13 protein-coding genes are annotated in these 11,693 nt (G+C 73.0%); all 13 read left to right on the top strand.

Features of this window, described 5'->3' with window-relative positions:
* Positions 1 to 68 precede the first annotated feature (68 nt).
* The gene (locus tag PD653B2_RS15045; protein ID WP_085873201.1) at positions 69 to 467 is read left to right on the top strand and encodes a RidA family protein; all 399 of its coding nucleotides are present in this window, start codon (positions 69 to 71) and stop codon (positions 465 to 467) included.
* 41 nt (positions 468 to 508) lie between these two features.
* A complete protein-coding gene (locus tag PD653B2_RS15040; RefSeq protein ID WP_085873200.1) occupies positions 509 to 1,036 on the top strand; it encodes an RNA polymerase sigma factor in 528 nt (175 codons plus the stop codon).
* Entirely contained in the window at positions 1,033 to 1,671 is a 639-nt protein-coding gene (locus PD653B2_RS15035; RefSeq protein ID WP_085873199.1) for a hypothetical protein, read from the top strand. Before PD653B2_RS15040 ends, PD653B2_RS15035 begins: the two co-directional genes overlap by 4 nt.
* Before the next feature lie 36 nt (positions 1,672 to 1,707).
* Complete coding sequence (locus PD653B2_RS15030) at positions 1,708 to 2,259, top strand: nucleotidyltransferase family protein (RefSeq protein WP_085873198.1); 552 nt, start codon at positions 1,708 to 1,710, stop codon at positions 2,257 to 2,259.
* 42 nt (positions 2,260 to 2,301) lie between these two features.
* On the top strand, positions 2,302 to 3,183 hold the full coding sequence (locus tag PD653B2_RS15025; RefSeq protein ID WP_085873197.1) for an AAA family ATPase: 882 nt from the start codon (positions 2,302 to 2,304) through the stop codon (positions 3,181 to 3,183).
* Positions 3,183 to 4,298 carry a vWA domain-containing protein gene (locus tag PD653B2_RS15020; RefSeq protein ID WP_165763493.1) on the top strand — a complete coding sequence of 372 codons (1,116 nt, stop codon included), beginning with the start codon at positions 3,183 to 3,185 and terminating at the stop codon, positions 4,296 to 4,298. Before PD653B2_RS15025 ends, PD653B2_RS15020 begins: the two co-directional genes overlap by 1 nt.
* Positions 4,291 to 5,418 carry an XdhC family protein gene (locus tag PD653B2_RS15015; protein ID WP_085873195.1) on the top strand — a complete coding sequence of 376 codons (1,128 nt, stop codon included), beginning with the start codon at positions 4,291 to 4,293 and terminating at the stop codon, positions 5,416 to 5,418. The genes PD653B2_RS15020 and PD653B2_RS15015 overlap by 8 nt, the downstream gene beginning before the upstream one ends.
* A 14-nt stretch (positions 5,419 to 5,432) precedes the next feature.
* Complete coding sequence (locus PD653B2_RS15010) at positions 5,433 to 5,672, top strand: hypothetical protein (RefSeq protein ID WP_085873194.1); 240 nt, start codon at positions 5,433 to 5,435, stop codon at positions 5,670 to 5,672.
* A 68-nt stretch (positions 5,673 to 5,740) separates the two neighbouring features.
* A complete protein-coding gene (locus tag PD653B2_RS15005) occupies positions 5,741 to 6,976 on the top strand; it encodes a transcriptional regulator (protein ID WP_085873193.1) in 1,236 nt (411 codons plus the stop codon).
* Between the two features lie 189 nt (positions 6,977 to 7,165).
* Entirely contained in the window at positions 7,166 to 7,636 is a 471-nt protein-coding gene (locus PD653B2_RS15000) for a (2Fe-2S)-binding protein (protein ID WP_085873192.1), read from the top strand.
* Entirely contained in the window at positions 7,633 to 10,128 is a 2,496-nt protein-coding gene (locus tag PD653B2_RS14995) for a xanthine dehydrogenase family protein molybdopterin-binding subunit (protein WP_085873191.1), read from the top strand. The genes PD653B2_RS15000 and PD653B2_RS14995 overlap by 4 nt, the downstream gene beginning before the upstream one ends.
* Positions 10,125 to 10,979 carry an FAD binding domain-containing protein gene (locus tag PD653B2_RS14990; protein ID WP_085873190.1) on the top strand — a complete coding sequence of 285 codons (855 nt, stop codon included), beginning with the start codon at positions 10,125 to 10,127 and terminating at the stop codon, positions 10,977 to 10,979. Before PD653B2_RS14995 ends, PD653B2_RS14990 begins: the two co-directional genes overlap by 4 nt.
* 6 nt (positions 10,980 to 10,985) lie before the next feature.
* The gene (locus PD653B2_RS14985; protein WP_085873189.1) at positions 10,986 to 11,693 is read left to right on the top strand and encodes an SRPBCC family protein; all 708 of its coding nucleotides are present in this window, start codon (positions 10,986 to 10,988) and stop codon (positions 11,691 to 11,693) included.

Here is an 11,693-nt window from a genome sequence, read left to right as displayed (position 1 = left end):
CCTCGAACGTCAGGGACTACCCGAAGACCGGTGGGCGCGACCACGGGTGAGCAGGCAGGATCGCGAGCATGAGTGTCGAGCTGGTCCGCGCGCCCGCCCTCGCCGACACGGCGCCGTACGCCTACGCCGCCGTGGTCGGTCCCGGCAGCCTGGTGTTCACCGCCGGTGCGTGCCCGCTCGACGCCGACGGTGCCGTGGCCCGCGCCGGCGACGTCGCCGGCCAGGCGGAGATGGTCATGGACAACCTCGTCGTCGCGCTCGCCGCGGCCGGGTGCGCCCTGACCGACGTCGCGAAGTCCACGGTGTACGTCGCCTCCGGCGACCGCGCGGACCTGGTGGCGGCCTGGCGGGTGGTCCGCGCGAGGTTCGGCGACCACGACGCGCCGAGCACGCTGCTCGGGGTCGCCCAGCTCGGCTACCCCGACCAGCTGGTCGAGGTCGAGGCCGTCGCCGTCCGTCCCGCGTGACGGTTTCGGGCCCGTGCCGGACATGTGACAGCGTGGAGTGCGTGGACAGCCGACGGGATCGCTTCGAGGAGATCGCGCCGGGCCTGATCGAGCCGGTGCGCCGGTTCCTGGCGCGCCGTACCGACCCCGCGACCGTGGACGACGTGCTCGCCGAGACCCTGCTGGTGTGCTGGCGCCGGGTCGACGACCTGCCCGCGGAGCCGCTGCCCTGGGTGTACGGCGTGGCCCGGCACTGCCTCCGGAACGCCGACCGCGCCGCCCGCCGCCGGCAGCGGCTGGCCTCGCGGATCGCGACCGTGGACCCGCCCCCGGAGGCGGCGCCGGCCCCCGACGAACCGGACGACGACCTCGCCGCGGCGCTCGCGGCGCTGCGGCCCGACGACGCCGAGCTGCTCCGCCTCTGGGCGTGGGAGCAGCTGACGCCGGCCGAGATCGCGGTCGTCCTGGACATCACGGCCAACGCCGCGAGCATCCGGCTGCACCGGGCCCGCGAGAAGCTGAAGGCCCAGCTGCGAAAGGTCGAGGCCGCCGCCGGACATGAGGAGACGAGAGAGGGGAGAAGGCCATGACCGCACCGTTCGACGCCGACGACGAGCTGCGCGCCCGCCTGCGGGCGTCCGACCCGGCTGCCTCCCTCCCGCCGGCCGACCCGACCCGGGTGGCCCGACTCCTGGAGGACGTCATGAGCACCGAGCTCACCACCGAGAACCGCGAGACCGGCACCCACGACCGTGGCCCGCTGACCTGGCTGGTCGCCGCGGCCGCCGTCCTGATCATCGCGGGCGTCGGCCTCTTCGGTGTCCTCAGCCACGACGACGACCCCGCCGCGCCGCCGACGGCCGTCGACGACAAGACCGTCACCGAGCTGAGTGCCCCGGGCGTCGCGGCGTACAACGCGAAGTGCATGGTGCCCAACGCCGAGATCGTTTCCCAGCAGACCCTCGCCTTCGACGGCACCGTCACGATGCTGGCCGACGGCGTCGTGACCCTCGCGCCGAGCCACTGGTACGCCGGCGCCGAGACCGACCTGGTGCGGGTGCAGGCGCCCGCGCAGGACATGCAGCAGCTGGTCGGCGCCGTGGAGTTCGAGGAGGGCGGCCGCTACCTGGTCTCCGCGACCGACGGTCAGGTCACGGTGTGCGGCTTCAGCGCGCCGTATTCCGCCGACCTCGCGGCGGTCTACGCCGAGGCGTTCCCCGGCTGACGTCGCCTCGGCGCCGGAGCCTGACATGCTGAGCAGGTGCACGGACTGTTGCTCGCCGCGGGGGCCGGGACCCGGATGGGGATGCCCAAGGCGCTGGTGCGCGACGACGACGGCGAGGCCTGGCTCGTCCGTGGGGTGCGGTCGCTGACCGACGGCGGCTGCACGCAGGTGACCGTGGTCCTCGGCGCCGCCGCCGAGGAGGCGCTGCCGCTGCTCGCCGGGACCGGGGCCACCGCGGTCGTCGCGGCCGACTGGGCGGACGGCATGTCGGCGTCGCTGCGCGCCGGCCTCACCGCGGCGACCGGCACCGACGCCGACGCGGTGGTCGTCTCGCTGGTGGACGTGCCCGACGTCGGGGCGGACGTCGTACGGCGCCTGCTCGAGCCGCTGCCCGGACCCGCCACGCTGCGCCGGGCGTCGTACGGCGGGCGCCCGGGCCACCCGGTCGTGATCGGGCGCGAGCACTGGGCCGCGGTCGCGGAGGAGGCCTCGGGTGACCGCGGCGCGCGGGCCTACCTCGAGGGCCACGACGCCGAGCTGGTCGAGTGCGGTGACCTCGCCACCGGCCGGGACGTCGACCGGCGCTGAGCCCCAACCTCGCGCCAACGCGGGCTGGGTAACCTTGAGGACATGGAGCCCGAGTCCGCCAGTGCCGTGGCCGCCCGCCTCGGCGGGACCGGCTACCTGTGCGACGACGCCCTGGCGACGGTGACGTTCCTGGCGATGAGGATGCAGCGACCGCTGCTGCTCGAGGGCGAGCCCGGCACCGGCAAGACCGCGCTCGCGGAGGCGATCGCGGAGAGCATGGACCTGCCGCTGGTGCGGCTGCAGTGCTACGAGGGCATCGACGCGACCCAGGCGCTCTACGACTGGGACTTCCCACGCCAGATCCTGCACCTGCGGGCGCTCGAGGCGGCCGGCGGAGCCGATGACCAGAGTGTCGAGGAGGCCGAGAAGAGCCTGTACGACGCGCGGTTCCTGCTCGCGCGCCCGGTGCTGAGGGCGCTCCAGGAGAGCCCCGCGGTGCTGCTCGTCGACGAGGTCGACCGGGCCGACGACGAGTTCGAGGCGTTCCTGCTCGAGGTGCTCTCGACCTACCAGGTGACGATCCCCGAGCTCGGCACGGTGCGCGCCGCGACGCCGCCGATCGTCGTGCTGACCTCCAACCGGACCCGCGAGCTGCACGACGCGCTCAAGCGGCGCTGCCTCTACCACTGGATCGACCACCCGGGCCTCGAGCGTGAGGTCGAGATCCTGCGCTCGCGGGCGCCCGAGGTCTCCGAGACGCTGCGCCGCCAGGTCGTGACGGTCGTCCAGCAGCTGCGCAGCCGCGACGACCTCCAGAAGCCGCCCGGGGTGGCCGAGACGCTCGACTGGGCCCGCGCCCTGCACTACCTCGGCAGCGCCGAGATCGACCTCGAGTCGGCGTCGGCGACGCTGGGCGCGCTGGTGAAGTACCGCGAGGACGCCGACCGCGTCCGGCATGCCCTCGACCAGATGCTCCGGGCCTGATGGACCGCGGCGGCGACGAGATCCTCCTCGGGTTCACCCGGGCGCTGCGGGCTGCCGGGGTGCCCGTGACGCAGGACCGCGCCCAGGGCTACCTCGCCGCGACCGGCCTGCTGGGGCTCGACGACCAGCGCGCGGCCTACCTCGCCGGCCGGGCCACCCTGTGCGCCGGTCCCGACGACCTCGAGCGCTACGACCAGGTCTTCGCGGCGTACTTCAACTCGCGAGACGGACTCCCGCGCTCCCGCCCGGCGCAGCCGTCGGTCTCGGTCCTCTCCGACCTGCCGACGACCGACGGCACCGGCGCCGGTGAAGGAGACGAGGACCCCGACGTCGTCCGTGCGATGGCCAGCGAGCTCGAGGTGCTGCGGCACCGCGACGTCGCCGGGCTGTCCGCGGGCGAGAAGCGCCGCCTCGACGCCATGTTCGCCACCCTGCGCCCGCGGCCGCCGCTCCGCCGTACCGCCCGGCACCAGCGCTGGCACCGCGGCCAGGTCGACGCCTCCCGCACCCTGCGCGCCTCGCTGCGCCGGATGGGCGAGCCCGCCGACATCGCGTGGCGCCGCCGCGGCGTCCGACCGCGCCGGGTGGTGCTGCTGGTCGACGTGTCGGGCTCGATGAGCGGGTACGCCGACGCGCTGCTCCGGCTCGCCCACCGCTTCACGCAGACCGGGCGCGAGAGCGGGGGTGTGGTCGAGACGTTCACCGTCGGCACCCGGCTGACCCACCTGACCCGGGCGATGCGGATCCGCGACCCCGAGCGGGCCCTGGTGGCCGCGGGCGAGACGGTGCCGGACTGGTCCGGCGGCACCCGGCTCGGCGAGACGCTGCGGTTCTTCCTCGACCGCTGGGGCCAGCGCGGGATGGCGCGCGGCGCGGTGGTCGTGGTGTTCAGCGACGGCTGGGAGCGCGGCGACCCCACCCTCCTCGGCGAGCAGATGGCGCGGCTCCAGCGGGTCGCGCACCGGGTGGTCTGGGTGAACCCGCACCGCGGCAAGACCGGCTACGAGCCCGTCCAGCAGGGCGTGGTCGCGGCGCTGCCGCACTGCGACGACTTCGTGGCGGGCCACTCGCTCGCGACGTTCGCCGAGCTCGTGGAGGTGGTTTCGCGTGCGTGAGGTGCTGCCCGAGCTGCTCGCCTGGTGGCGTGCCGGCGAGACGATCGGCGTCGGGACCGTGGTCGCGACCTTCCAGTCCGCGCCGCGCCCGCCGGGGGCCTCGATGCTCGTCGGCCCCGACGAGACCGCCGTCGGCTCGGTCTCCGGCGGCTGCGTCGAGGGCGCGGTCTACGAGCTGGCCCAGTCGGTCGTCGAGTCGGGCGCGCCGGTCCTGGAGCGCTACGGCGTCTCCGACGACGACGCGTTCGCCGTCGGCCTGACCTGCGGCGGCATCCTGGACGTCTTCGTCGAGAAGGTCAGCCGCGAGACGTTCCCCGAGCTGGAGGAGGTCGCCGCCGACATCGAGGCGGGTCGGCCGGTCGCCCTCGCCACCGTCATCGAGCACCCCGACCCGTCCTGGCTGGGCCGGCGGATCGTCGTACGACCCGACACCCCGATCGAGTCCACCCTCGGCTCGCCGCGTGCGGACGCCGCCGTCCACGACGACGCGCTCGGCCTGCTGGCGTCGGGGTCCAACGCGACGCTGACCTACGGGCCGGACGGCGAACGGCGCGGCGAGGGCATGCGGGTGTTCGTGTGGGGGTTCGCCCCGAAGCCGCGGATGCTGGTGTTCGGCGCGATCGACTTCGCGGCCGCGGTCGCCAAGGTCGGCAGCTTCCTGGGCTACCACGTGACCGTCTGCGACGCCCGGCCCGTCTTCGCCACCCGCTCCCGCTTCCCGGAGGCCGACGAGGTCGTCGTGGACTGGCCGCACCGCTACCTGGCGGGCGAGGCCGAGGCCGGCCGGGTCGACGGGCGCACCGTCATCACCGTGCTGACCCACGACCCCAAGTTCGACGTCCCCCTGCTCGAGGTGGCGCTGCGCCTGCCCGACGTCGCGTACGTCGGCGCGATGGGCTCGCGGCGCACCCACGAGGACCGGCTGGCCCGGCTGCGCGAGGCCGGGGTCGACGACAAGGAGATCGAGCGGCTGTCGTCGCCGATCGGCCTCGACCTCGGCGCCCGGACGCCCGAGGAGACCGCGATCAGCATCGCGGCCGAGATCGTCGCCGGACGGTGGGGCGGCAGCGGGAAGCGGCTCGCCGCGGTCGACGGCCGGATCCACCGCGACCTGGTCTGACCGAGCACGGGAGGATGGACGGACTGTCCCTGGCAGCGCTCGTCGAGGAGCACCTGGCGATCGCGCGTGAGCACGGCAGCCCCGGGGAGGCCACCCTCCAGGTGCTGCACGGTCGGGTCCGGCTGCACGCGGGGGACGACGCCTGGGAGGGCGCGCCCGGCGACTACGTGCTGATCCCGCCGCGCCGGCACGACCTCACCGCGCTCGAGGACGCAGCCGTCCTCCTCACCGTCGCGAACCGGCTCGCGGAGTGACGCTGCAACTGTGACCCCCGTCACCCACCCGGTGCTACCTTGGCGGCAACGAGCACCCCGGGGGTGAGATGGCCCGCAGCGAGCTGCAGACCCGCAGGCTGGACGCCGTACGCGCGTGGACGTCGTTCGTCGAGCGCGGCGACGGCGCCGAGACGCTGGTGCGCCCCGAGATCCTGACGAGCTGGACCCGCTCCGAGGCGGCGATCTCACCCGACGTCACCCAGGCGCCGCTGGCCGACGAGTCCGAGACCGAGGCGTACTGGCGCGACTCCCCGCTGCAGACCGCGGTCGAGCGGGTCGAGGCCGAGCTGCGGCGTACGGCGGAGGACGGCGACCTCGTCGTGGCCGTGACCGACCCGCAGACCCGCATCCTCTGGACGTACGGCGGGCGGGTCATGCGCCGCAAGGCCGAGAGCGTCAACTTCGTGGTCGGCGGCCGCTGGGACGACCAGAGCGTCGGCACCAACGCCCTCGACCTCGCCAACCGCCTCGACACCCCGGCGATGGTCTTCAGCGCCGAGCACTACGCCTCGATCGTGCACAACTGGGTGTGCTGGGCCGCGCCGGTCCACGACCCCGCGAGCGGCAAGCAGCTCGGGGTCATCGACCTCTCGACCACCTGGGACCGCACCCACCCGATCGGGCTCGCGACCGCGCGGGTGATGGCGCGGCTGATCGAGACCGCGATGCCGCGGTCGTCGCAGCACGCGCCGCCCGGGGTGTTCGACGAGATGAGCGAGCCCGGCCTGGTGATGAGCCTGCTCGGCACCGCCGAGACGTGGCTCGACGGCCAGCGGCTGCTGCTCAACCGGCGCCAGACCGAGGTGTTGGCCCTGCTCGCGATGCACCCCGAAGGGCTCTCGCTCGAGCACCTCCACGCCCTCGTGTACGGCGACCAGGCGGTCACCCTCTCGACCCTCAAGGCCGAGGTCTCCCACCTGCGCTCGGCGCTCGGTGGCCAGCTCGCCTCCCGCCCCTACCGGCTCACCATGCCCGTCTCCACCGACGTCGACCTGGTGCTCAGCCTGCTCCGCTCCGGCCGGGTGGCCGCGGCGGTCGACGCCTACGGCGGCGACCTGCTGCCCGGCACCAACTCGCCGGCGCTGACCGAGCTCGCGGAGTACGTCGCCGTCGCGGTCCGCGAGGCGCTGCTCGCCGACCCGCAGCCCGATGCCGTGGTCCGCTACAGCGAGCACGCGCCGTACGACACCGAGGTCGTCGAGGTCTGCCTGGCCGCACTGGCCGGCCGGCCGCACCCCGCCGTACCGCTCCTCAAGGGTCGGCTCGCCGCCGCTCGCCGCTGACCGCGAGTCGGCGCCAGTTTCCCGCTGAGACCTGCCGAGTCGGCGCCAGTTTCCAGAGACCGGGAAAGTCACGCCGACTCGGCGGGATGGGGAGGGAAACTCACGCCGACTCGGCGACCCAACCATCTCCCAACCGGGACTCCCTAGCGTGACCTGGACCACAGGTCCTCGCGTCTCAAGGGAGAGTCCATGACCCGGATCAGCCTCAGCGTCGACGGAGCATCCGTCTCCGACGACGTCGAACCCCGCATGCTGCTCGTGCAGTACCTCCGCGAGCGGCTCGGCAAGACCGGCACGGTGATCGGCTGCGACACCAGCAACTGCGGCGCGTGCACGGTCCACCTCAACGGCACCAGCGTGAAGTCGTGCAACGTGCTCGCCGTGCAGGCCGACGGCGCCGAGGTCACGACCATCGAGGGGCTGGCGAAGGACGGGAAGCTGCACGCGGTCCAGGAGTCCTTCCGCGAGTGCCACGGGCTCCAGTGCGGCTTCTGCACCCCGGGGATGATCATGCAGAGCGTCGACCTGCTCAAGGAGAACCCGACGCCCAGCGAGGAAGAGATCCGGCTCGGCCTCGAGGGCAACCTCTGCCGGTGCACCGGCTACCACAACATCGTGCGCGCCGTGCAGCACGCGTCCGGTCAGGCGGTGAACTCGTGACCGCCACCCAGGAGCGTCCGGCCGACGAGGTCGAGCGCGAGATCGGCCGCGACCGGCGCCGCAAGGAGGACCAGCGGCTGATCACCGGCCGCACCCGCTGGACCGACAACATCACCCTGCCCGGGATGCTGCACCTCGCGATGGTGCGCAGCCCGTTCGCGCACGCCACGATCACCTCGATCGACACGACGGCCGCGAAGGCCTCGACGAACGTCGTCGCGGTGCTGACCGGCGCGGACTTCGGCGACGAGCTCGGCGTCTGCATCAACGCCTGGGCGATCACCACCGACCAGGTCACGCCCACCCACTCGCCGATGCCGAGCGACCGGGTCTCGTTCGCGGGAGAGATCGTGGCCGTCGTGGTGGCCCGCACCGCCGCCGAGGCGCGCGACGCCGCCGAGCTCGTGGACGTCGAGTACGACGAGCTGCCGGCCGCCCTCGACCTCAAGAAGGCCGCCGCCGACGAGGTGCTCGCGCACCCCGACCTCGGCACCAACAAGTCCGCGCTGTGGGTCTTCGACTCCGGCGAGGCGGGCACCGGCGGCAACGTCGAGGAGGCCATCGCGAAGGCCCGCACCGACGGCATCGTGATCGAGCGCGAGTACCGCCAGCAGCGGCTGATCCCGGCCTTCATGGAGCCCCGCTCGGTCGTCGTCGACCCGACCGGTGAGCAGAACACGATGTGGTCGGCCACCCAGATCCCGCACATCGTGCGCTTCGCCCTCGCCGCGACCACCGGCGTCCCCGAGTCGAAGATCCGAGTCGTCGCGCCCGACGTCGGCGGTGGCTTCGGCGGCAAGCTCCAGGTGACACCCGAGGAGTGGATCGCCTGGGCGGTGGGCCGTCGGCTCGGCAAGCCGGTCAAGTACACCGAGACCCGCTCCGAGTCACTGCTCTCCGCCCACCACGGCCGCGACCAGTGGCAGAAGCTGACCCTCGCGGCCGAGAAGGACGGCTCGGTCACCGGCTTCAAGGTCGAGCTGCTCGCCGACCTCGGCGCGTACGTCGCGATCGTCGGCGGCGGCGTCCCGGTGCTCGGGGCGTTCATGTTCAACTCGATCTACAAGTTCCCGGCCTACCACTTCGCGTGCCAGACGGTCCTCACGAACAAGACCTGGACCGACGCCTACCGCGGCGCCGGTCGGCCGGAGGCGACGTACGCCATCGAGCGGATCATGGACGAGCTCGCCGCCGAGGTGGGCGTCGACCCGCTCGTGATCCGGGAGAAGAACTGGATCAAGCACGAGGAGTTCCCGTTCACCACGGTGGCCGGCCTCGAGTACGACTCCGGCAACTACGAGGCCGCCACCGCGCGGGCCAAGGAGATGTTCGGGTACGACGAGCTGCGCGCCGAGCAGAAGCAGCGCCGCGAGTCCGGCGACACCGTCCAGCTGGGCCTCGGCATCTCGACGTTCACCGAGATGTGCGGCCTCGCGCCGTCGCGGGTGCTCGGCCAGCTCAACTACGGCGCCGGCGGCTGGGAGCACGCGAGCGTGCGGATGCTCGCTACCGGCAAGGTCGAGGTGATCACCGGGGCGTCCGCCCACGGACAAGGGCACGAGACGGCCTTCAGCCAGATCGTGGCCGACCGCCTCGGGGTGGCCTTCGAAGACGTCGAGGTGCTGCACGGCGACACCCAGATCTCCCACAAGGGCCTCGACACCTACGGCTCCCGCTCCCTCGTGGTCGGCGGCGAGGCGCTGGTGCGCGCGGTCGACAAGGTCATCGAGAAGGCGCGCCCGATCGCGGCACACCTGCTGGAGGCGTCGGTCGACGACCTCGAGTACTCCGGCGGCCGCTTCTCGGTCAAGGGCACCGACCAGGGGCTCGCGATCGGGGAGATCGCGACCGCGGTCTTCACGGCCCACAACCTGCCGGACGACGTGGAGCCGTCGATCGACGCGGAGGCGACGTACGACCCGGTCAACTTCAACTACCCGCACGGCACCCACCTGTGCGCGATGGAGGTCGACACCGAGACGGGCGCGGTGAAGATGCGCAAGTACGTCTGCTGCGACGACATCGGCAACATCATCAACCCGTTGATCGTCGCCGGTCAGGTGCACGGCGGGCTGGTGCAGGGGATCGCCCAGGCGCTGTGGGAGGAGGCGGTGTACGACGACGCCGGGACGCTGGTCTCCGGCTCGTTCGTCGACTACCTGCTGCCGACGGCGGCCGACACGATCAGCTTCGAGGTCGACCACACCACGTCACCGTCGACGACGAACACGCTCGGCACCAAGGGTGTCGGCGAGGCGGGCACGATCGCCTCGACGCCGGCCGTGGTCAACGCGGTCGTCGACGCCGTCCGCCACCTCGGGGTCAACGACATCCAGATGCCGTGCACGCCCGAGCGGGTGTGGAAGGCGATCAACGGACCCGGCTCCGGCGGCGCGACCGAGGGCGCGGCGATGCCGCACTTCGAGAGCGGCGGCGCGGCCGGCAACCAGGAGCAACCCGGTCAGTCCTCCACGGAAGGAGCAGGCTCGTGATCCCCGCAGCGTTCGACTACGTCGCGCCCACCACGGTCGAGGACGCCCTCGCCGCGCTCGCGCAGTACGGCGACGAGGCCAAGATCATCGCCGGCGGGCAGAGCCTGCTGCCGGTGCTCCGGATGCGGCTCAACGCGCCCGAGTGGATCATCGATCTCGGCAAGATCGAGTCGCTGCGGGGTATCCGCGACGACGGCGACGCGATCGTGATCGGTGCGATGACGCCGCACTCCGTCGTCGGCTCCGACCCGCTGGTCGCGGAGCACGCCGGGCTGATCAGCAAGGCGGTGGAGCACCTCGCCGACGCGCAGGTGCGCCACCGTGGCACCTTCGGCGGTGCGCTCGCGCACGCCGACCCCGCGGGCGATCTCGGGGCGCCCGCGCTGGCGCTCGGTGCGCAGTTCGTGATCGCGGGGTCGGGTGGCACCCGCACCGTGGCGGCCGACGACTTCTTCGTGGACCTCTTCGAGACCGCGATCGGCGAGGACGAGATCCTCACCGAGGTGCGGATCCCCAAGCACACCGGCTGGGGTGCCTGCTACGAGAAGTTCGTCCGGGTCGCCCACCAGTGGCCGATCGTCGCGGTGGCGGCGACGGTGAAGGTCGACGGCGGCACCATCTCCGAGGCGCGGATCGGGCTGACCAACATGGGCTCGACGCCGATCCGCGCGCGGGCGGTCGAGGAGGCGCTGGCCGGACAGTCCCTCAGCGAGGACGTCGTACGCGCCGCCGCCGCGAAGGCCGCGGACGGCGCCAACCCGCCGTCCGACCTCAACGGCGACGCCGACTACCGACGCCACCTCGCCACGGTGCTGACCCGGCGCGCGGTCGTCGCGGCGACGGGCGGCTGACCGACGATGGACCTCACCCACCGCTTCACCGTCCCCACCGCGGTCGACGAGACCTGGGCGGTCTTCCAGGACATCGGCTCCATCGCCGAGTGCTTCCCGGGCGCGACCGTCGAGTCGTTCGACGGCGACTCCTTCACGGGCTCGGTGAAGGTGAAGCTGGGCCCGATTGCGCTCGTCTACAACGGCTCCGGCACGTTCGTCGAGAAGGACGAGGCCGCGCACCGGTTCGTGGTCGACGCCAAGGGCAAGGACAAGCGCGGGAACGGTACGGCGGGCGCCAAGGTCACCGTGACCATGACCGATGCGAGCGGCGCCACCGATGTCGAGGTGATCACCGACCTGGCGATCACCGGCAAGCCGGCCCAGTTCGGGCGCGGCGTGATGCAGGACGTCTCCGACAAGTTGCTCGGGCAGTTCGTCGACTGTCTCGAGCAGCGCCTCTCGGGCCCCAGCGCGGTAGTCCCTGACGAAACGGGGGTCGCCGAGCCGGGTTCACCCCCGGATCGTCAGGGAGTATCCGAGCAGGCGGCGCCCGGGGAGGTCCCGGCCGCGCCGGCACCCCCGCCGCCACCATCTCGGCCGGCGACCGGGGACGACTCGCTCAACCTGGGCGCCGCGGTGCTGCCGGTGCTGGCGAAGACCTACTGGAAGCACGCCGCCGTCGTGGTCGTGGTCGTGGCGCTGGTCATCTGGTGGCTGGCCGGCCGCGACTGA

The sequence above is a fragment of the Nocardioides sp. PD653-B2 genome (assembly GCF_002117935.1).
In the GTDB taxonomy this organism is placed as follows: domain Bacteria; phylum Actinomycetota; class Actinomycetes; order Propionibacteriales; family Nocardioidaceae; genus Nocardioides.
The sequence above is the reverse complement of the archived record's forward strand: the minus strand, read 5'-3'. Positions and strand labels throughout refer to the sequence as shown.